Source organism: Streptomyces sp. NPDC006923 (assembly GCF_040635655.1).
GTDB lineage: Bacteria > Actinomycetota > Actinomycetes > Streptomycetales > Streptomycetaceae > Streptomyces.
On sequence record NZ_JBEYIF010000007.1, the window covers coordinates 47,337 to 67,133 of the forward strand.

At 69.2% G+C, this 19,797-nt stretch carries 17 protein-coding genes and 2 tRNA genes; 7 read left to right on the plus strand and 12 right to left on the minus strand.

Going from position 1 to position 19,797, the window contains the following annotated elements:
- Positions 1-74: 74 nt before the first annotated feature.
- The 3 genes from ABZ707_RS15915 to ABZ707_RS15925 all read right to left on the minus strand — a co-directional run bounded on the left by ABZ707_RS15915 (position 75) and on the right by ABZ707_RS15925 (position 4,772).
- A complete protein-coding gene (locus tag ABZ707_RS15915) occupies positions 75-416 on the minus strand; it encodes a DUF4233 domain-containing protein (protein WP_360174017.1) in 342 nt (113 codons plus the stop codon).
- A 4-nt stretch (positions 417-420) separates the two neighbouring features.
- On the minus strand, positions 421-1,935 hold the full coding sequence (locus ABZ707_RS15920) for a folylpolyglutamate synthase/dihydrofolate synthase family protein (protein ID WP_360174020.1): 1,515 nt from the start codon (positions 1,933-1,935) through the stop codon (positions 421-423).
- A gap of 215 nt (positions 1,936-2,150) precedes the next feature.
- Complete coding sequence (locus ABZ707_RS15925) at positions 2,151-4,772, minus strand: valine--tRNA ligase (RefSeq protein ID WP_360174023.1); 2,622 nt, start codon at positions 4,770-4,772, stop codon at positions 2,151-2,153.
- A 136-nt stretch (positions 4,773-4,908) separates the two neighbouring features.
- Here ABZ707_RS15925 and ABZ707_RS15930 point away from each other — a divergent pair, with 136 nt between their 5' ends.
- Positions 4,909-5,958, plus strand: coding sequence for a hypothetical protein (locus tag ABZ707_RS15930; protein ID WP_360174026.1), 1,050 nt, complete (start codon positions 4,909-4,911; stop codon positions 5,956-5,958).
- Between the two features lie 117 nt (positions 5,959-6,075).
- On the opposite strand, the gene clpX is transcribed toward ABZ707_RS15930, so the two are convergent.
- From clpX to ABZ707_RS15955, 5 genes are all read right to left on the minus strand, one after another.
- Positions 6,076-7,368 carry an ATP-dependent Clp protease ATP-binding subunit ClpX gene (gene clpX, locus ABZ707_RS15935; RefSeq protein ID WP_319678339.1) on the minus strand — a complete coding sequence of 431 codons (1,293 nt, stop codon included), beginning with the start codon at positions 7,366-7,368 and terminating at the stop codon, positions 6,076-6,078.
- A gap of 144 nt (positions 7,369-7,512) precedes the next feature.
- The gene (locus tag ABZ707_RS15940) at positions 7,513-8,187 is read right to left on the minus strand and encodes an ATP-dependent Clp protease proteolytic subunit (protein WP_360174029.1); all 675 of its coding nucleotides are present in this window, start codon (positions 8,185-8,187) and stop codon (positions 7,513-7,515) included.
- Between the two features lie 54 nt (positions 8,188-8,241).
- A complete protein-coding gene (locus tag ABZ707_RS15945; protein ID WP_319678509.1) occupies positions 8,242-8,847 on the minus strand; it encodes an ATP-dependent Clp protease proteolytic subunit in 606 nt (201 codons plus the stop codon).
- Positions 8,848-9,165: 318 nt separating this feature from the next.
- Positions 9,166-10,614, minus strand: coding sequence for a trigger factor (gene tig, locus ABZ707_RS15950; protein ID WP_360174032.1), 1,449 nt, complete (start codon positions 10,612-10,614; stop codon positions 9,166-9,168).
- Positions 10,615-10,777: 163 nt separating this feature from the next.
- Positions 10,778-10,854 (minus strand) — tRNA-Pro (locus tag ABZ707_RS15955).
- Between the two features lie 270 nt (positions 10,855-11,124).
- Between ABZ707_RS15955 and ABZ707_RS15960 the strand changes: the two genes are divergently transcribed.
- Positions 11,125-11,198, plus strand: a tRNA-Gly gene (locus ABZ707_RS15960).
- Between the two features lie 204 nt (positions 11,199-11,402).
- On the opposite strand, the gene ABZ707_RS15965 is transcribed toward ABZ707_RS15960, so the two are convergent.
- Positions 11,403-11,597 (minus strand): hypothetical protein, encoded by a 195-nt coding sequence (locus ABZ707_RS15965; protein WP_360174035.1) that lies wholly within the window; start codon positions 11,595-11,597, stop codon positions 11,403-11,405.
- An 867-nt stretch (positions 11,598-12,464) separates the two neighbouring features.
- Between ABZ707_RS15965 and ABZ707_RS15970 the strand changes: the two genes are divergently transcribed.
- A complete protein-coding gene (locus ABZ707_RS15970) occupies positions 12,465-13,670 on the plus strand; it encodes a cation:proton antiporter (RefSeq protein WP_360174037.1) in 1,206 nt (401 codons plus the stop codon).
- On the opposite strand, the gene ABZ707_RS15975 is transcribed toward ABZ707_RS15970, so the two are convergent.
- Positions 13,656-14,066: an ATP-binding protein gene (locus ABZ707_RS15975; RefSeq protein ID WP_360174039.1), complete on the minus strand. Its 411-nt coding sequence runs from the start codon at positions 14,064-14,066 to the stop codon at positions 13,656-13,658. The two genes, ABZ707_RS15970 and ABZ707_RS15975, sit on opposite strands and share 15 nt — an antisense overlap.
- Positions 14,067-14,218: 152 nt before the next feature.
- On the opposite strand from ABZ707_RS15975, the gene ABZ707_RS15980 reads away from it, so the two are divergent.
- From ABZ707_RS15980 to ABZ707_RS15990, 3 genes are all read left to right on the plus strand, one after another.
- The gene (locus ABZ707_RS15980) at positions 14,219-15,067 is read left to right on the plus strand and encodes a helix-turn-helix transcriptional regulator (RefSeq protein ID WP_360174042.1); all 849 of its coding nucleotides are present in this window, start codon (positions 14,219-14,221) and stop codon (positions 15,065-15,067) included.
- Positions 15,027-15,389 (plus strand): DUF397 domain-containing protein, encoded by a 363-nt coding sequence (locus tag ABZ707_RS15985; RefSeq protein ID WP_360174045.1) that lies wholly within the window; start codon positions 15,027-15,029, stop codon positions 15,387-15,389. Before ABZ707_RS15980 ends, ABZ707_RS15985 begins: the two co-directional genes overlap by 41 nt.
- 130 nt (positions 15,390-15,519) lie before the next feature.
- Complete coding sequence (locus ABZ707_RS15990; RefSeq protein ID WP_360174048.1) at positions 15,520-16,401, plus strand: alpha/beta hydrolase; 882 nt, start codon at positions 15,520-15,522, stop codon at positions 16,399-16,401.
- A 45-nt stretch (positions 16,402-16,446) separates the two neighbouring features.
- On the opposite strand, the gene ABZ707_RS15995 is transcribed toward ABZ707_RS15990, so the two are convergent.
- Positions 16,447-17,592, minus strand: coding sequence for a PP2C family protein-serine/threonine phosphatase (locus ABZ707_RS15995; RefSeq protein WP_360174051.1), 1,146 nt, complete (start codon positions 17,590-17,592; stop codon positions 16,447-16,449).
- 107 nt (positions 17,593-17,699) lie between these two features.
- On the opposite strand from ABZ707_RS15995, the gene ABZ707_RS16000 reads away from it, so the two are divergent.
- Positions 17,700-18,935 (plus strand): GNAT family N-acetyltransferase, encoded by a 1,236-nt coding sequence (locus ABZ707_RS16000; protein WP_360174054.1) that lies wholly within the window; start codon positions 17,700-17,702, stop codon positions 18,933-18,935.
- On the opposite strand, the gene ABZ707_RS16005 is transcribed toward ABZ707_RS16000, so the two are convergent.
- Positions 18,923-19,768, minus strand: a complete 846-nt coding sequence (locus tag ABZ707_RS16005; protein WP_360174056.1) for a DNA-formamidopyrimidine glycosylase family protein — start codon at positions 19,766-19,768, stop codon at positions 18,923-18,925. The genes ABZ707_RS16000 and ABZ707_RS16005 overlap by 13 nt on opposite strands.
- Between the last annotated feature and the right edge of the window lie 29 nt (positions 19,769-19,797).

Genomic DNA, 19,797 nt, shown 5'->3' on the forward strand with positions numbered 1-19,797 from the left:
ACCACGGCTCACCGCCGGGGTGCGTCGGCCACCGTCGTACGAGCCGGGCGGCCGGAGCCCGGACACCGGGCCCCCTACCGCGCCTGCGCCTGGGCGGCCCAGCGCGCCTTCGCCTCGTCCACCTTGCGGCCGTAGTGCACCGAGGCCCACCACAGCCCCGCGAAGGCCGCGCCGAGGAAGAACATCACCGGCACCACGAAGCCGCTCGCGATCAGTGCGATCTGGAGCGCCCAGCCGAGCTGTACGCCACCGGGGCGGGTGATCACCCCGCAGAGCAGCAGGGACAGCAGCATGGCCACCCCGCAGACCGTCCAGACCGTGCCCATGGACAGGTCGTCCGACTTCATCGCGACGAGTCCGGCGAACCCGATGACGAAGAACTCGCCGAGAAGAGTGGAAGCGCAGAGCGTACGCATGGGGTCAGGACCTCCTCAGAAGCAGCCGGGCCTCGCCGACCGTGATCACCGAGCCGGTCACCAGCACTCCGGCGCCCGCGAACTCGGACTCCTCCTCGGCGAGCGTGATCGCCGCCTCCAGGGCGTCGTCAAGACGCGGCTCGACCTGGACCCGGTCGTCGCCGAAGACCTCGACGGCGATCGTGGCCAGCTCGTCGGCGTCCATCGCGCGATGGCTGGAGTTCTGCGTGACGACCAGCTCCGCGCAGATCGGCTCCAGCGCCTCCAGGACCCCCCGGACGTCCTTGTCGTCGCTGGCGCCGACCACCCCGATCAGCCGGCTGAAGCCGAACGACTCGGTGATGCCCTCGGCCGCCGCGCGGGCCCCGGCCGGATTGTGCGCCGCGTCCAGCACCACCGTCGGCGACCGCCGTACGACCTCCAGCCGGCCCGGCGAGGAGACCGAGGCGAACGCCTTGCGGACGGTGTCCATGTCCAGCGGACGGGCGTGCTGGGCGCCGATGCCGAAGAACGCCTCCACGGCGGCGAGCGCCACCGCCGCGTTGTGCGCCTGGTGCGCGCCGTACAGCGGGAGGAAGACCTGCTCGTACTGTCCGCCGAGGCCGCGCAGGGTCAGGAGCTGGCCGCCGACCGCGATCTCCCGGTCGACGACACCGAACTCCATGCCTTCGCGGGCGACCGTCGCGTCCACCTCGACGGCCCTCTTGAGCATCGCCTGGGCGGCGTCCACCGGCTGCTGCGCCAGGATCACCGTCGCCCCCGGCTTTATGATCCCGGCCTTCTCCACGGCGATCTCGCCGGTCGTGGAGCCCAGCCGGTCCACATGGTCCAGCGCGATGGGCGTGATGACCGCGACGGACCCGTCGATGACATTGGTCGCGTCCCAGCTTCCGCCCATGCCGACCTCGACGACGGCCGCGTCCACCGGCGCGTCCGCGAAGGCCGCGTACGCCATGCCGGTCAGCACCTCGAAGAAGGAGAGCCGGTGCTCCTGCGTGCCGTCCACCATCTCGACATACGCCTTGATGTCGTCGTACGTCTCGATGAACCGCTCGGCGGAGATCGGAGCGCCGTCCAGGCTGATCCGCTCGGTGACCGACTGGACATGGGGGCTGGTGTACCGGCCGGTGCGCAGCTCGAACGCTCCGAGCAGCGCCTCGATCATGCGCGCCGTGGACGTCTTGCCGTTGGTCCCCGTGATGTGGATCGAGGGATAGGCGCGCTGGGGATCACCCAGCACGTCCATCAGCGCCTGGATCCGCTCGATGGACGGGTCGAGCTTGGTCTCGCCCCAGCGTCCCGCGAGGTCCTGCTCGACGGCGCGCAGCGCCCTGTCCACCTCCGGATCCTCGGGACGGGCCGGAATGTCGTCGGCCGCCGCCGGGCCCGCCACGGCGCGCAGGGTACGGCTGCCGGCCTCGATCACCGCCAGGTCGGGATCACGGTCGGTCTCGGCGCCGACGATCTCATCGAAATCGTCGTACTCGCCGGGCTGGTCGGAAGGACGGTGCTCGCTCACGGGGCCAGTCTACGGAGCGGCGCCGACACCCCGGCCGCGCCGTCCTTCCCCCCCGCTTGTCCGGCGCGCGGACCGTGTCACCCGTACGGACGACACGGGCCGCGCCGGACACCGGGGAGGCCCCCCGACCGGCGTGGTCGGAGGGCCTCGGTGTCGCTGTCCCGCCCCTGCCGGGGTGGGCGGGTCTCAGCCGCTGTCAGCCGACCCAGTCGCTGTCAGCCGACCGGGAGCCCCGCGAGCTGGGCGTTGATGCGCTCGATGTCCGCCTCGGCCTTGGCGAGCCGGGTACGGATCTTCTCGACCACGTTGTCCGGTGCCTTCGCGAGGAACGCCTCGTTGCCGAGCTTCGCGACCGCCTGGGACTTCTCCTTCTCGGCGGCGCCGAGATCCTTGGTCAGCCGCTTGCGCTCCGCGTCCACGTCGATCGTCCCGGACAGGTCCAGCGCCACCGTGGCACCGGCGACCGGCAGGGTCGCGGTCGCGTGGAAGCCGTCGCCCTCGGGCTGAAGACGCAGAAGCTGGCGGATGGCCGCCTCGTGCGCGGCGAGCGGCGTACCCGACAGGTCCAGCCGGGCCGGGACCTTCTGGCCGGGCTGGAGACCCTGGTCGGACCGGAACCGGCGGACCTCGGTGATCACCTGCTGGAGGTGCTCGATCTCCTGCTCGGCGGCCGGGTCGCGGAAGCCGCTGTCGGCCGGCCAGTCGGCGATGACCACCGACTCCTTGCCGGTGAGCGTGGTCCACAGCGTCTCGGTGACAAAGGGGACCACCGGATGCAGCAGCCGCAGGGTGACGTCGAGGACCTCGCCGAGGACCCGTCCGGAGATCTTCGCGGGCTCGCCGCCCTCGAAGAACGTCGTCTTGGACAGCTCGACATACCAGTCGAAGACCTCGTCCCACGCGAAGTGGAAGAGGGAGTCGGACAACTTCGCGAACTGGTAGTCGTCGTAGTACGCGTCGACCTCGGAGACCACGGCGTTGAGCCGGGACAGGATCCACCGGTCGGTGGCGGACAGCTCGGCCGCGTCGGGCAGCTCGCCCTCGACGGTCGCGCCGTTCATCATCGCGAAGCGCGTGGCGTTCCAGATCTTGTTGGCGAAGTTCCGGGAGCCCTGCACCCAGTCCTCGCCGATCGGCACGTCGACGCCCGGGTTGGCACCGCGCGCGAGGGTGAAGCGGACCGCGTCCGAGCCGTACTTGTCCATCCAGTCCAGCGGGTTGACCGCGTTGCCGAAGGACTTCGACATCTTCTTGCCGAACTGGTCCCGGACCATGCCGTGCAGCGCGATGGTGTGGAACGGCGGAGTGCCGTCCATCGCGTACAGGCCGAACATCATCATCCTGGCGACCCAGAAGAAGAGGATGTCGTAGCCCGTGACAAGGACCGCGTTGGGATAGAACTTCTCGACGCTCGGCGTCTGTTCGGGCCAGCCCAGGGTGGAGAACGGCCAGAGGGCGGAGGAAAACCAGGTGTCCAGGACGTCCATGTCCTGGGTCCAGCCCTCGCCCGTCGGAGCCTCGTCGTCGGGTCCGACACAGACGGTCTCGCCGTTCGGCCCGTACCAGACGGGGATGCGGTGGCCCCACCACAACTGCCGTGAGATGCACCAGTCGTGGAGGTTGTCGACCCAGCCGAAGTAGCGGGATTCCATCTCCTTCGGGTGGATCCTGACCTGTCCGTCGCGGACGGCGTCACCGGCGGCCTTCGCGAGCGGCCCGACCTTGACCCACCACTGCATCGACAGCCGCGGCTCGATGGTCGTCTTGCAGCGCGAGCAGTGCCCCACGGAGTGCGTGTACGGCCGCTTCTCGGCGACGATACGGCCATCGGCCCGCAGGGCGGCGACGATGGCGCTGCGCGCCTCCATCCGGTCGAGCCCCTCGAAGGGCCCCGGGACGGTGATCACGGCGCGCTCGTTCATCACCGCGATGTTCGGCAGGTTGTGCCGCCGGCCGATCTCGAAGTCGTTCGGGTCGTGGGCCGGGGTCACCTTGACCGCGCCCGTGCCGAACTCCGGGTCGACATGGCTGTCCGCGACGACCGGGATGGTGCGGTTGGTGAGCGGCAGCTTGATCTGCTTGCCGACGAGGTGCGCGTACCGCTCGTCGTCCGGGTGGACGGCGACGGCCGTGTCACCGAGCATCGTCTCGGCGCGGGTGGTGGCGACGACGACGGTGTCCTCACCGTCGCCGTACTTCAGCGAGACCAGCTCGCCCTCGTCGTCCTGGTACTCGACCTCGATGTCCGAGATGGCCGTCAGACAGCGCGGACACCAGTTGATGATGCGCTCGGCGCGGTAGATCAGCTCGTCGTCGTAGAGCCTCTTGAAGATCGTCTGGACGGCCTTGGACAGGCCCTCGTCCATGGTGAAGCGCTCACGGGACCAGGCCACGCCGTCCCCGAGCCGCCGCATCTGCCCGGAGATCTGGCCGCCGGACTCTTCCTTCCACTGCCAGACCCGCTCGACGAACGCCGCGCGCCCGAGGTCCTGACGCGACTTGCCGTCCTTGGCCAGCTCACGCTCGACGACGTTCTGTGTGGCGATACCGGCGTGGTCCATACCCGGCTGCCACAGCGTCTCGTAGCCCTGCATCCGCTTGCGTCGGGTCAGCGCGTCAATGATCGTGTGTTCGAAGGCATGCCCGAGGTGCAGGCTTCCGGTGACGTTCGGCGGCGGGATGACGATGGTGTAGGGCGGTTTGTCGCTCTTCTCGTCCGCCTCGAAGTAACCGCGTGCTACCCAGCGCTCATACAGCTTCCCCTCCACCTCGGCCGGCGCGTACTGGGTCGGCAGTTCGGGGGTGCTGGCTGGCTGCTGCTGAGTGTTCTCGGTCACCGGGCCAGTTTAGAGGTGTCACCGCCCCGTACTGAAATGGGATAGATGGGTAACGGTGCGACCCCGGCCGCCCCGCCGGAGCGGCTCTTCCGACAGGATGTTCGGAACGCATAAGCATCTGGAGGGGACAGCGTCCATGAGCCACAACCAGCCGGGACCGTATGACGGTCCGCCGCCGCCTGGACCCTACGGCCGGCCCCAGCCCAACCCCTACGGCGGGCAGCCGCCCCAGGGACCGCCCGGCCCCGGCTACGGTTACCCTCAGCAGCCGCCGGCGGGCGGCCCGCCGCAGGGCCCTCCTCCCCCGCCGGGATACGGCTATCCGCAGCAGCCGCCCGGCCAGCCGGGTCCTTACGGCCAGCCGGGGCAGCCCGGACCTTACGGCCAGCCGGGCCAGCCCGGGCCCTACGGCCAGCCCGGGCCCTACGGTCAGCCGCCGCAGCAACCTCCCTACGGCGCCGGGCAGTTCCCGCCCCCTCCGGGCCCGGCCCCCAAGAAGAAGACGGGCCTGATCATCGGCGTGGGCGTGGTGGCGCTCGCGGTGATCGCGGCCGGCGCCTACTTCCTGACGTCCGGCGGCGGCAGCGGCTCCATAGCCGACGACGGCCCGCACAAGCTGACGGCGCCCGCGACGGTGCTGGGCGGCCAGTACAGGAAGAGTCAGGGCGGCAGCGGCAGCGGCGGTCTGACCGAGAGCGACCTCAAGGACGCCGAGAGCTGGGGCGTGAAGAACGCCAAGGACGTCGGCGCCGACTACGAGTCGGGCAGCGAGGACAATCCGCTGGAGGGCAAGGCCCTGAGCTTCGGCGGTGTCTACGGCGAGATCGACGACCCGGAGAAGGTCGTCGACGCGATGTTCGCCTATATGCGCAAGCAGGCGCTGGCGGACAAGGACACCCAGCAGGCCATCGAACTGGTGGGCAGCCCGCAGACGTACGAGCCGGCCGGCCTGGACAACGCGGTCATGAAGTGCCAGGACCTCAAGTTCAAGAACACCGACCCGTCCTCGACGGAGGCGGGCCCCAAGGAATTCAGCGTCCCGATGTGCATCTGGGGCGACCACAGCACGCTCGCCTTCACCACGGCGGTCGACATCGCGAGCGCGGTGACCGGGAAGAGCACCCCGCTCGAAGAGGCCGCCGCCACCGCGGCCAAGCTCCGCGGAGACGTCCGCGTCAAGCTCTGAGTCCGGGGTCCCGGGGCCACCGGGTCAACACACGGAGGCGCCCGGCCGGTTGACCCGGCCGGGCGCCTCCGCTGTACCTGTCAGCGCTGTACTTTGACGCGCGTACCTGTCCGCACCTCAGGCCGACTTCTCGTGGCGGCCGTCGTTCTTCACGATCCTCGGCTCGCGCGGGACCAGCGTCGGGTTCACATGCGAGTGGACCACGTCCTCCGTGATGACCACGCGGGCCACGTCCTTGCGCGACGGGACCTCGTACATCACCGACATCAGGACCTCTTCCATGATGGCCCGCAGACCACGCGCGCCGGTGCCGCGCAGGATCGCCTGGTCCGCGATGGCCTCCAGCGCCGGGCGGTCGAAGTCCAGCTCCACACCGTCGAGTTCGAAGAGGCGCTGATACTGCTTCACCAGCGCGTTGCGCGGCTCGACCAGGATCTGGAGCAGCGCCTCGCGGTCGAGGTTGTGCACGGAGGTGAGGACCGGGAGGCGGCCGATGAACTCCGGGATCATCCCGAACTTCACCAGGTCCTCCGGCATGACCTCCTGGAACTGGTCGCTCGCCTCGATCTCGCGCTTCGAGCGGATCGTCGCGCCGAAGCCGATGCCCTTCGCGCCCGCCCGCGACTCGATGATCTTCTCCAGGCCGGCGAACGCACCGCCGACGATGAAGAGCACATTCGTCGTGTCGATCTGGATGAACTCCTGGTGCGGGTGCTTCCGTCCGCCCTGCGGCGGGACCGAGGCCGTGGTGCCCTCCAGGATCTTCAGCAGCGCCTGCTGGACGCCCTCGCCCGAGACATCGCGGGTGATCGACGGATTCTCGCTCTTGCGCGCGACCTTGTCGATCTCGTCGATGTAGATGATCCCGGTCTCGGCCTTCTTGACGTCGTAGTCGGCCGCCTGGATCAGCTTCAGCAGGATGTTCTCGACGTCCTCGCCGACATAGCCGGCCTCCGTCAGCGCCGTCGCGTCCGCGATGGCGAACGGGACGTTCAGCATCCGCGCCAGTGTCTGCGCGAGCAGTGTCTTGCCGGAGCCGGTCGGCCCGAGCAGCAGGATGTTGGACTTCGCGAGCTCGATCGCGTCGTCCCGGCCCGCCCCGCCGCCGTTCTCGCCGGCCTGGACGCGCTTGTAGTGGTTGTAGACCGCTACCGAGAGGGCCTTCTTCGCGGGCTCCTGCCCCACGACATAGCCCTCAAGGAACTCGTAGATCTCGCGCGGCTTGGGCAGTTCCTCCCACCGCACCTCGGAGGTCTCAGCGAGCTCCTCCTCGATGATCTCGTTGCAGAGGTCGATGCACTCGTCGCAGATGTACACACCGGGACCTGCGATGAGCTTCTTCACCTGCTTCTGGCTCTTCCCGCAGAACGAGCACTTGAGCAGGTCGCCGCCATCACCGATGCGTGCCACGAGGTGCTTCCCCTTCGCCTGGGAGCAGCTTGGTTCAGCGGCTCCTGTGCCTCATATCCGACGGTACCTTGCCCGGGGCCCCGTTCGGGCCCCCCTTGGCGCGGTTCACATGCTCGTGGCACCGCGCCAAGGGCTCCGGGTACGTCAGGCGGCCGCTGCGGCCGTGGTCTTACGGGTCGACACGATCTGGTCGACCAGTCCGTACGCGAGCGCGTCCTCCGCCGTGAGGATCTTGTCGCGCTCGATGTCGTCGCGGACCTTCTCGATCGGCGTCGTGGAGTGCTTGGCCAGCATGTCCTCAAGCTGGGCACGCATCCGGAGGATCTCGTTGGCCGCGATCTCCAGGTCGGAGAGCTGCTCCCGGCCGGTCTGGCTGGACGGCTGGTGGATCAGCACACGCGCGTTCGGCAGGGCCAGTCGCTTGCCGGGCGTGCCGGCGGCGAGCAGCACGGCGGCGGCGGAGGCGGCCTGTCCCATGCACACGGTCTGGATGTCCGGCTTCACGAACTGCATCGTGTCGTAGATGGCGGTGAGCGCCGTCATCGAGCCGCCGGGGCTGTTGATGTAGATCGAGATGTCCCGGTCCGGGTCCATCGACTCCAGGCAGAGGAGCTGCGCCATGACGTCGTTGGCGGAGGCGTCGTCGATCTGCACACCGAGGAAGATCACGCGCTCCTCGAAGAGCTTCGCGTACGGGTCGTACTCACGCACGCCCTGCGAGGTGCGCTCCACGAAGCGCGGAACGACATAACGGTTGTCCACCTGCGGGCCGGTGTAGAGGCCGCTCGCGGAGTAGTTGTTCATGTGGGTGTTCACCATCCTGTGGCGTTCGCTGGCGGGGCTGGCTGGGTCGGCTGATCCGGGGCGGTGCGCTCAGGCCCCGGTGCCGCCGCCGCCGGGAACACCCGAAGCAGCGGAGATGATCTCGTCGATGATGCCGTAGGCCACGGCCTCCTCGGCGGTGAACCAGCGGTCGCGGTCACCGTCGCGGATGATCGTCTCCTCGGTCTGGCCCGTGTGACGCGCGGTGATCTCGGCCATGCGCTTCTTGGTGCGCAGGAGCTGCTCGGCCTGGATCTTGATGTCCGAGGCGGTGCCGCCGAGACCCGCGGAGCCCTGGTGCATGAGGATGTCGGTGTTCGGCAGCGCGAAGCGCTTGCCGGCCGTACCGCCGGTCAGCAGGAACTGGCCCATGGAGGCCGCCATGCCCATGCCGATGGTCACCACGTCGTTCGGGATGTACTGCATGGTGTCGTACACGGCCATGCCCGCCGTCACCGAGCCGCCGGGGCTGTTGATGTAAAGGTAGATGTCCTTCTCGGGCTCGGCCGCGAGGAGGAGGAGCTGCGCCGTGATCTTGTTGGCGATGTCGTCGTCGACCTGCTGGCCCAGGAAGATGATCCGCTCTCCGAGCAGTCGGCTGTAGACCTGGTCGCCGAGGCCACCACCGAGGGACGGCTCACCGGCGGCGTAAGGCATCAGATTCGTCACGTATCCACCTGCTCGTCTCTGACGGCTGCGGCCGTCTCAGCGTCTTCGTTCCGAGAGACGGGAAACTGCTCGTCCCTCGTATTCATGGACCCTAACGCGCTGGTCGGCGGGCGCCATCCCGCTTCCCTGACTGTTCGCTGGGAGCGCAAGGTAGTTGAGGCTCCCTACGGGCCGCTGCGGGCCTCCGGGCCCCGTTCCGGCCCCCGGGGCCACCGAGGGCTTCCCGCGGGCTCTGCGGGGCGGACGGGGCGGGCCCCGGGCGCGTTTCGCGTCCGGGGCCCGTCCTGGCGATCAGAGCGAGGCCGCTCAGGCGTCGGCCTTGCCGCCCTTGTCCGTACCCTCGGCGGGGGCGTCGGCCGCCTCGGCGGGGGCGTCGGCGTCGGCAGTGTCAGAAGCGGCAGTGTCAGTGGCGTCGGCAGTGTCGGCACTGTCGGCAGCTTCTTCGTCGTCGTCCAGCACAACCGGCTGGCCATTGGTGTCCGTGACCTTCGCGGACTCCACGACCACCGCGAGCGCCTTGCCGCGGGCGACCTCGCCGACGAGCATCGGCACCTGGCCGCCTTCGACGACGGCCTGGGCGAACTGGTCGGGGGACATGCCGGAGGACTGAGCGCGCCGCATGAGGTGCTCGGTGAGCTCCTCCTGGTTCACGTTCAGCTTCTCCTTGTTCACCAGCTCGTCGAGGATGAACTGGGTCTTGATGCCCTTGACCGCCTGCTCCTCGGTCTCGGCCTCGAACTCTTCCTCGGTCTTGCCCTGGATCTCCAGGTACTTCGCGAGGTCGAGACCCATCTGACCGAGCTGGTGGTGCTCAAGGTTGTGCTTGCGGGTGTTGATCTCGTCCGCGAGGAGCTTCTCGGGGATCGGCACCTCGGCCAGCTTCAGCAGCTCGTCGAGGACGCGCTCCTGGGCCTGGGTGGCCTGGTCGTACTGCTTCATGCTCTCCAGCCGCTTGCGGCTGTCGGCCTTCAGCTCGTCGAGGGTGTCGAACTCGCTCGCCATCTGCGCGAACTCGTCGTCCAGCGCGGGAAGCTCGCGGGCGGCGACCCGGATGACCTTGACGGTGACCTCGGCGGCCTTGCCCTCGGCCGTGCCGCCCTTCAGCTCGGAGGTGAAGGTGGCCTCGCCGCCGGCCTCCAGGCCGGTGACGGCCTCGTCGATGCCGTCGAGCAGCTCGCCGGAGCCGATGGTGTACTCCACCTCGCTGGCGACGCCGTCGGGCAGCACCTCTCCGTCGACCTTGGCCTCCAGGTCGATCGTCACGACATCGCCTTCGGCGGCGGCGCGCTCGACCGGGCTGGTGGAGGCGAAGCGGTCGCGGAGCTGCTCGACCGACTTCTCGACGTCCTCGTCGGTGACCTCGACGGAGTCGACGACGACCTCGATGCCGGAGTAGTCCGGGATCTCGATCGTCGGGCGGATGTCCACCTCGGCGGTGAAGGCCAGCAGTTCGCCGTCCTTCAGCTCGGTGATGTCGACGTCGGGCTGGCCGAGGACATTCAGCTCACCCTCGTTGACCGCGTCGGTGTAGAACTTCGGGAGGGCGTCGTTGACGGCCTCCTCCAGCACAGCACCACGCCCGAACCGCTGGTCGATGACCCGGGCCGGGATCTTGCCCTTGCGGAAGCCCTTCACCGTGACCTGCTGGTTGATCTTCTTGTACGCCGCGTCGAGGCTGTCCTTGAGCTCCTCGAAGGGCACCTCGACAGTGAGCCGAACCCGAGTCGGGTTCAGGGTCTCCACGGCGCTCTTCACGGTTCGGTCTCCTTGGTGGCTGATTCTGGGGTTCTGCTGCGTCCGCCGCACTGCGGCGGCCCAGCGGATCGGCCCGGTTCTTCAGAGACTCTTCAGACACACAGGCACGCAGTCTGCATAGTAACCGCAAGCAGGAAGAGCCCCACAATGTGATCAAGCGTGGTGGTCGGGGTGGCCGGATTCGAACCGACGACCTTCCGCTCCCAAAGCGGACGCGCTACCAAGCTGCGCCACACCCCGTCGGTGCGACACGTAGGGTACATGCCCACGGACCTCGCGTCCGTCTTCCGGAGGGCGCACGCCGGACCGGTTCCCTCGAAACAGTCCTTATGGGTGTCCGGCCTTCGGGCGGCGGCCCCTTATGGATGGCGCGATTGAATGGCGTGCGCGGACGGTGTGGCGCATACCGCGCGCCGGCCGGGCGCCGGGCACCACTGATGTGCGACCGACGGCCGGGACCCGCTACGATGCTGTTCGTGCCGCGGTCGTACGACCTGCGGCGCGCGCTGTGCGGGCGTAGCTCAATGGTAGAGCCCTAGTCTTCCAAACTAGCTACGCGGGTTCGATTCCCGTCGCCCGCTCCATATGACTCGGGGCCGGGTCAGAGGCATCTCCTCTGACCCGGCCCCGAGTCATTGCCGGTCCGCGATCCGACCCCTGCCGACTCATACGGCCACGTTCCGACGTCCGGGCCGTTCGCACCGCGCGGGCTCCACCTCGACGCCCCGCACCACGCCCGCCCGTGTCCCGGAGCGGCCGGGCTTCCGGCCGGCGAGCCGGTCGGGCCGTCAGAAGGTGATCTGGCTGACGGTGTCGGCTATGGAGTTGAGGAATCGATTCACCGATGGAGCGATGTTGGTGGAGGCCAGGAAGAAGCCGAAGAGCACCGCGACGATCGCAGGTCCGGCCTTGAGCGAGCCGCCGCGGATCAGCACCACGAGGATGACCGCCAACAGCACAACCACAGATAGTGAAATGGCCACAACTGATCACACCCTCGGTCGGTCCGCCTTGCTCTCATGCCCTGCCACGCGGAGACGACACCGCCGCTCACCACGCTCGAACCATCGTGCCATCAACCTCCGCGTGGGTGTGGGCCGGTGACCCATCATCGTCGTCGGATTCTCGCCAATCGCACGCCCCGCGCGCCGGGGCGTGCGCGGCTCCGGCGCTCGGCGTGTCGCAGCGCATTCGCGGGGGAATTCCGCTGCCACGCCCCGATGTTCGGGGCATTTACGCGCGCCGGACAGAGGGAATGCGCATCGCTCGCGCCGTGAAATGAACCGGCGGGCCCAGAGCGAAACGACACGGGGCCTGGGGGGACCATGGATTGACCGTATGACCCCTTTTGTATCGATCAATTGGGGCATAACGCACGGCCGTTGGTATTTACGGCTTCGAATGCGCGCCCGCTCACCAGGTTTTACCCATCGCATTACGCGGCGTCGGGGCGACGCGCGAGTTCCCGGCACCGTCCGGATAGCGGAGATCGCCACTCCCCCCGGCCGGAAAGGCCGGACCCCGGCCAGGAACGCCGGCTCCCCCACTGGCCGACACGCCGTGCCCGACCGGTGGGCGGCCGGCCGGCCCGGACGCCGACCCGCCCTCGGCGTCCACCAGGCGAGACGCGCGCCGCCGACCGGCCTACGCCTGATCCAGGCCCGGCCGTCCGCACACCGTCGCGCACCCCCTCGGGCCCGGGCCGACAGTTGCTCAGTAAACCGTTTGGTAAACTAATTACTGACGATTCCTTGACGATCCCTTGACCCATGCGCCGACAGCCAGGCGCCCCGACGCTTCGATCCAGACGGAGGAACGAGCCCATCGGACACGCGGAAACCCTCATAGCCATGGGCGGCGCCTTCCTCGCCGCCGCCGTACTCGCCCGGCTGGGCAGCCGAATCGAGCTGCCCACGATCCCCCTGTTCATCCTGGCCGGGATCCTTCTCGGCCCGCACACTCCTGGCTTTGTGCTGGTCTCCGACCCGCACGACCTGGAAATGCTCTCGGCCCTCGGGCTGGTACTGCTGCTCTTCTATCTGGGCCTCGAATTCCATCTGGACGACCTCAAGGCGGGTGGCCGGAAGATGGCCCTCGCCGGCGGTACGTATCTGGCGCTGAACGTCGGCGCGGGCCTGGGCTTCGGCTTCGCACTCGGCTGGGGCACGTCCGAGGCGCTGGTGCTGGCCGGGGTGCTCGGCATCTCGTCGTCCGCGATCGTCACCAAGGTCCTGGTGGACCTGGGCCGTATCGGCAATCCGGAGACCAAGCCGATTCTCGGCATCATCGTGGTCGAGGACATCTTCCTGGCGCTCTATCTCGCCGCGCTCCAGCCGATCCTGTCGGGCGCGGACAGCCTCTCGGCGGCTCTGGCGGACGGCGGAAAGGCATTCGGCTTCCTGCTGCTGCTCGCGCTCGCCGCGCGCTTCGGCACCCGGCTGGTCGGCCGGCTGATGTCCACCAAGGATGACGAGCTGCTGGTCATCTCCTTCCTCGGTGTGGCGGTCTTTGTGGCCGGTGTGTCGGAGTGGTTCGGAGTCGCGGACGCCATCGGCGCGTTCATGGTCGGCCTGATGCTCGGCAGTACGTCGTCGGGCGACCGCATCCGCAAGCTGGTCCACCCGCTGCGGGACGCCTTCGGCGCGATCTTCTTCTTCGCCTTCGGAGTGTCGATCAATCCGGGTGATCTGCCGACCGTGCTGTGGCCGGTGCTCGCCGCGGTCGCCGTGACACTGCTGATGAACGTCGTCGCCGGTCTCGCCGCCGCTCGTGTCTTCGGCTTCGGCGCGGGTCCCGCGGCGAACATCTCGACCACCCTGCTGGCGCGCGGCGAGTTCGCCCTGATTCTCGCCACGATGGCGGCGGGAGCGGCTCTGGACCAGCGGCTCGCTCCGTTCATCGCCGGGTATGTGCTGGTGCTCGCGGTCCTCGGACCGCTGGCCGCCGGGCGGTCGCACTGGCTGGCGCGAGTGCTGCCCGGCGGCAGGCGCGACGGTGACGGGCCGCCTCCGGACGGGGCGGGACCCGTACGCGAGCCGGCCTCAGCCACCGGCTGAGGGCCCGGGAAGCTCCGCGCCCGGCCCCTTCGTCTCGCACTCGAACCACACCGTCTTGCCGCCGCCCGGCTGCGGTCGCACGCCCCACCGGTCGGTGACGGCGTCGACCAGCAGCAGGCCCCGGCCGTCCTCGGCCAGGTCGTCCGGGTCCTGGCCCATGGTGAGCTGCGGCAGCCGCGGCTCCCTGTCCGTCACCTCGACACGCAGGGAGCCCGGCTGCCGCAGGATCAGTACGGAGCAGCCACGGCCCGGCACATGGCGCACGACGTTGGCGAGCAGTTCGGTCAGTGCCAACTCGGCCGCGTCGCAGAGCTCCTCCAGATTCCAGACGGAGAGATACGTACGCACGATGCGGCGCAGATGCCGGGCCGAGTGCTCACCTACGGTGAAGCTCATGCCGTAACAGGTGGGCGGGCACTCTCCGCTGTTCAGCACGTCGACTCCAGCGTGATGGGGACGGGTTGTCGTATTCACCCACCAAGAGTGCAACGGTATGACTACGCTCGGCTACGAACTACAGGCAACGCTCCGTAACGTTGGAGGCCGTCGTGTCAACCATCCGCGACCTGGACCCGAGCGCGTCACCGCTCGACTACTTCGGCGCCGAGCTTCGCCGCCTGCGCGAAGCCGCCAACCTCAATCAGAAGCAGTTAGGCGCGATCATCTACTGCACCGGCTCGCTGATCGGCCAGATCGAGACGGCTCGCAAGGTGCCGACCAGGCAGTTCTCGGAGCGCGTGGACGCGGCGCTGGGCACGGGAGGCACGCTGAGCCGGCTGGTGCCGCTGGTGCTCCGTAGCCAACTGCCGCCCTGGTTCCAGCAGTACGCGGAGATGGAGGCGCGGGCGTCCTACATCAGCGCCTTTCAAGCCCAGTTGGTATACGGCCTGCTCCAGACCGAGGAGTATGCACGAGCCGTTATCAGCGCCCTGACGACGGACAAACTCGAAGAACGAGTCGCGGCCCGGCTGGAACGGCAGCGCATTCTCAAGCGGGACAACCCTCCCCTGGTATGGGCGGTCCTGAGTGAAGCGGTGCTGTGCCAGGAGATCGGCGGTCGGGAGGTAATGCGGAACCAACTCGCCCACCTGTTGTCCCTCCGGGACGCTCAGTGGGTGCAGATCCAGGTGCTGCCGTTCTCGGCCGGCGCGCACGCCGGGCTGATGGGCTCCTTCAATGTGCTGCGCTTCGATGACGACCCGGACATCGCCTACACCGAGGGATACGAATCCGGGCATCCAACGGCCAATCCACAAGAAGTCAAGGCTCGTTCACTCCGTTACGATCATTTGCAGGCCGCCGCACTCTCCGTGGGGGACTCGGCGGCATTGATCGCCCGCGTAATGGAGGAACGCTATGGAGAGCAACCCGAACCCGACGGGCGCACGCTGGCGTAAGTCGAGCTACAGCGGAGACACCGGCGGCCAGTGCATGGAGTGCGCGCCGATCGGTGACGCCGCCTGGCGTAAGTCGAGCTACAGCGGAGACACCGGCGGCGACTGCATCGAATGCGCGCCGATCGGTGACGCCGCCTGGCGTAAGTCGAGCCACAGCAGCGACACCGGCGGTAATTGCATCGAGGTCGCCGCCTGCACCGCCGCCGTCGCCGTACGCGACTCGAAGGACCCCGAGGGGCCGGTCTTCGCGGTCGCTGCGGGCGCCTTCACCACCTTCGTCACAGCCGCCGCATCCGGCGAGCTGATCCCGACTCCTGCTTAGAGCTGTTCGTGGCACAGCCCCTTTTCCGGCCCCCGGGCCGGAAGAGGGGTCCCGACGCATAAGCGTCGCCAGGGCCGCCGCTCATGGTTGATTTATTCGCTTTTCAGCCGCGTTGAGTCACCCTTGATGGATGCCATGCCAACACGGGGCAGAGACGGACGCGAACGCGCCTCGCACCGGCTCGGTGATGACCGACGACGGTGTGCGTCTGCACTATCTGGAAGCCGGGGCCGGGCCTGATCTGCTGCTCGTGCCGGGCTGGTCGCTCACCGCGGAGCTGTGGTGTCACCAGATCGCGGAGTTCTCGCGCACGCACCATGTCGTCGCGGTGGACCACCGCGGACAGGGGCGGTCGGAGAAGCCGCCGTACGGATACCGCGTAGCTCGGCTGGCCGCCGACATGCGCGATGTCATCGGCGCGCTGGATCTCTCGGACATCACCTGGATCGGCCACTCCATGGGCTCGGCCGTCTCCTGGGCGTACTGGGAACTCTTTCGCGGGCATCGGCTGCGCCGCATGGTCGTGATCGACCAGCCCGCCGTCGTGGCCGCCCCACCGCACTGGCCGGACGGGCTCGCCGAGAAACTCGGCGTCATCTTCCGGGTGGGCGACTTCGCGGACCTCACCTCCCGCCTGGCGGGACCGGACGCGGAAGCCGCCACGGCCGCCGTGATCGCCTCGCTGGCGACTCCGCTCCTGCCCGACGCGGACCGGGCATGGATCGTCGAGCAGAGCATGCTCATGCCCCGGGAGGCGGCCAGGGCGCTGGTCTTCGACAACGGGGTGCAGGACTGGCGGGGGCTGCTGCCGCGGATCTCCGTTCCGGCGCTGGTCATCGGCGGTGACGCCAGCCTGTTCCCGGCCTCCGCGATGCAGGAGGTCGCCGCCCTCATCCCGTCGAGCACGCTGCGGATCCTGTCGGCGGAGGAGCGCGGAAGCCATCTGTCGTTCTACGAGAATCCGCCGGTGGTCAACGGCGCGATCCGGTCGTTCCTGCGGGAGTCGGCGTAGCCCGATGGTGTCCGGGGCCCCTGCCGCCGCCCGCGCCGGAGGCCCTCAGCCCTCGCGGCAGATCAGCAGCAGCGCCCGGTCGTCGTTCACGTCCTTGGCGACCGCTTCGATCAGATGCCAGGCCGCCCCCTCGAAGCCCGGAGAGACATAGCGGTCGGCTTCGCCGGTGAGGCGGTCGATGCCCTCCGCGATGTCCCGGCCCGGCGCCTCGACCAGACCGTCCGTGAAGAGCATCAGGACATCGCCGGGCCGCAGCGCGCCCTTCACCGGGTCGAACTGAGCGCCGTCGTAGACGCCGAGAAGAGGCCCCTCGCCGGATTTCTCCTCCCAGCGACCGCTGCCCGCGTGAAGCTGGAGCGCGGGCAGATGCCCCGCCGAGAGCAGCTCGTAGTCGCCCGAGTCGAGATCGAGGACAAGGTGGATGGAGGTGGCGAAGCCCTCGTCCCAGTCCTGGCGGAGCAGATAACCATTCGCGGCCGGAAGGAAGCCGTGGGACGGGAGCGAGCCGAGGAGGCCGCCGAAGGCGCCGGACAGCAGCAGGGCGCGTGAGCCCGCGTCCATGCCCTTGCCGGAGACATCGGTGAGGACGACTTCGAGCGTGCGCCCGCCGTTCGTACGGGCCGCGACCACGAAGTCGCCGGAGAAGGACTGGCCGCCGGCCGGACGCAGCGCCATCTCGTGGTGCCAGCCCTTGGGCAGCCGGGGCAGAGCGCTCTGCACGCGGATGCGTTCGCGCAGGTCGAAGAGCATCGTCCCGCCGCGCCGCCAGGGCACCCCGACCCGGGCCCGGAATTGCGCGATCAGCAGTCCGAAGAGGCCGCAGGCCGCCACGACCAGCACCGTGCCGGGGGTGACCCGGCCCGAGCCGTCCGCGTACGGGCCGAGGACTATCGACTCGACGATGAGCGCGGCGGCCCCGGCCGCGTACAGGCCGAGCAGGCTCGCCGGCCGCAGCAGCAGACCGCCCGCCACGATCGGCAGGACCAGCGCGGAGGGCGAGCACCAGACGGGGATGGCGATGGTGGTGAAGGCGATGGCGGGGATGGTGAGCAGCAGACCGACGAACGCGATCCAGTCGGAGCCGTCACCCCGGAAGTAGTCGACACCGGATTTGCGCACGGCGTTACGGACCCGGTGCAGCGTCCTGCGCATCCGGGCCGAAGAGGACTCCGCTCGCGCGACACCGGCCATTGTTGTGGACCCTATCGATCCACCGGCCCGTCGTGCAGGGGGACCCCCATGACATTGCGTTCGAAATCGGGTCGCCTGATCGACGTCCCCCCTGGTACTGATGGCGCATGACGACTGAACCGCGCGTGCTGCGCGCAGCCGAATGGGACCGCTGGTACGGGGCGTTGGAGCTCGCGTTCGGTGGGGTCTCCGACTCGGAGGGGGTGCGCGCGCTGTGGCGGTCTCTGACCGAATATGAGCGGTCCATCGGCATCTGGGAGGGTGACGACTGTGTCGGCACGGCCGGTGCGTTCAGCTTCCGGCTCTCGGTGCCCGGCGGAGCGCTGGTGCCCGCGGCCGGTGTGACCATGGTGAGCGTGGCGCCCACACACCGGCGGCGCGGTGTGCTCACCTCGATGATGCGGCGCCAGCTCGACGACGTCCGGGAGCTGGGCGAGCCGCTGGCCGTGCTGACGGCGTCCGAGCCGGCGATCTACGGACGGTTCGGCTACGGCATCGCCTCCCAGCAGCTCTCCGTCGAGATCGAGACGGCGTCGGCGCGGATCGAGCTGCCCGACGGCGTGGACGAGGTACGTCTCCGGCGGGTGGACCCGGACGATCCGGCCGTACGCGCGGCGTGCGAGGCGCTGTTCGCCGCCGAGGTCGCGGCGCGGCCGGGGATGCCCGCCCGCTCCCCCGGCTGGGACAGGCTGCCCGTGGTCGACAGCGGTCTGGAGAAGGACGGCATGTCGCGGCTCCAGTGTGTGCTGGCGGAGCGGGACGGCGAGACCGTCGGATACACGCACTTCCGCAACAAGCCGGAGTGGAGTCTGTCGGGTCCCCGGGGCACGATCGAGCTGCGGGACGTCTACGCGCCGGACCCGGTGGCGTACGCGGCGCTCTGGCACTTCCTCTTCGGCATCGATCTGACGACGACGATCCGGGCCCGCAACCGGCCCGCTGACGATCCGTTCCTGCATCTCGTCACCGATGTCCGGCGGTGCAATGTGCGGCTGCGTGACGCACTGCATCTGCGGCCGGTGGAGGTGGGGGCGGCGCTGGAGGCCCGTACGTACCGGACGCCGGTGGATGTGGTGTTCGAGGTCGAGGACAGCTTCTGCCCCTGGAACGAGGGCCGTTGGCGGCTGATCGGGGACGCCAAGGGCGCGTCCTGCGAGCGCACCCGGGACACGGCCGATCTGGCTCTCTCCGTCCGGGAGCTGGGCGCCGCCTATCTGGGCGGGGTGACCCTGGCGGCGCTGGCGCGCGCCGGGCGGGTGAGGGAGCTGCGGCCCGGTGCGCTGGCGGAGGCGTCCACCGCCTTCGCGTCGGACATCGCGCCCTGGCTGCCTCACGGCTTCTGAGGCCGGTACCCCTCACTCCCCGGACGGGGCGGCTGGCATCCTGGGCACCAGAACAGATTGCGGGCGGCGAGCGGTGCGGTGCGGATCCCGGCGCCGCACAGCAGGCACGGCATCAGCGCCCGGCGGTACACATAGACCTCACCGCCGTGGTCGTCGACGCGCGGCGGGCGGCCCATCGCCTCCGGGGTGTGCTCGGGACGGACGGTGTCGATGCGGTTGTTCCGTACGCCCTCACGCATCAGCGCCACCAGGTCCGTCCAGACCGCGTCCCACTCGGCGCGGGTGAGGTCCCTGCCCGCGCGGTACGGGTCGATGCCGTGCCGGAAGAGCACCTCGGCGCGGTAGACATTGCCGACTCCGGCGATGACCTTCTGGTCCATGAGCAGGGCGGCGACGGTGGTACGGGAGCGGGATATCCGGGCCCATGCCTTCTCGCCGTCGTCCCCGGGCCGGAGCGGGTCCGGGCCCAGGCGGTCGTGTATCGCCCGCTTCTCCGGCTCGGTGATCAGCGCGCAGGTGGTGGGGCCGCGCAGATCCATGTACGCCGCCTCGCCGGTGAGCCGCAGCCGGACGGTGTCCACCGGCGGCGGCGCGGGCGCGCCACCGAAGCCGACCTTGCCGAAGAGGCCGAGATGGATATGGATCCAGCCGGTGTCCGCGAAGCCGAGGAAGAGATGCTTGCCATGGGCGTCGACGGCGGTGAGCACCTGTCCGTCGAGCAGGGCCGCGCTGTCGGAGAACTTGCCCTGCGGGCTGCTGACCCGTACCGGCCGGCCGCCGAAACGGTCGAGATGGTCCTCGGCGAGGCGGTGGATCGTATGCCCCTCGGGCACGGGGTCTCCTGATGGCGGGAACGGCGGGG

Excerpts from the sequence above, each read along its gene's own strand:
- ABZ707_RS15915 (WP_360174017.1), bottom strand. The coding sequence starts at position 416 with ATGCGTACGCTCTGCGCTTCCACTCTTCTCGGCGAGTTCTTCGTCATC.
- ABZ707_RS15930 (WP_360174026.1), top strand. The coding sequence starts at position 4,909 with ATGAGCCACAACCAGCCGGGACCGTATGACGGTCCGCCGCCGCCTGGA.
- ABZ707_RS15940 (WP_360174029.1), bottom strand. The coding sequence starts at position 8,187 with ATGGTGAACACCCACATGAACAACTACTCCGCGAGCGGCCTCTACACC.
- ABZ707_RS15945 (WP_319678509.1), bottom strand. The coding sequence starts at position 8,847 with ATGCCTTACGCCGCCGGTGAGCCGTCCCTCGGTGGTGGCCTCGGCGAC.
- ABZ707_RS15970 (WP_360174037.1), top strand. The coding sequence starts at position 12,465 with ATGGGCGGCGCCTTCCTCGCCGCCGCCGTACTCGCCCGGCTGGGCAGC.
- ABZ707_RS15975 (WP_360174039.1), bottom strand. The coding sequence starts at position 14,066 with ATGAGCTTCACCGTAGGTGAGCACTCGGCCCGGCATCTGCGCCGCATC.
- ABZ707_RS15985 (WP_360174045.1), top strand. The coding sequence starts at position 15,027 with ATGGAGAGCAACCCGAACCCGACGGGCGCACGCTGGCGTAAGTCGAGC.
- ABZ707_RS15990 (WP_360174048.1), top strand. The coding sequence starts at position 15,520 with ATGCCATGCCAACACGGGGCAGAGACGGACGCGAACGCGCCTCGCACC.
- ABZ707_RS15995 (WP_360174051.1), bottom strand. The coding sequence starts at position 17,592 with ATGGCCGGTGTCGCGCGAGCGGAGTCCTCTTCGGCCCGGATGCGCAGG.
- ABZ707_RS16000 (WP_360174054.1), top strand. The coding sequence starts at position 17,700 with ATGACGACTGAACCGCGCGTGCTGCGCGCAGCCGAATGGGACCGCTGG.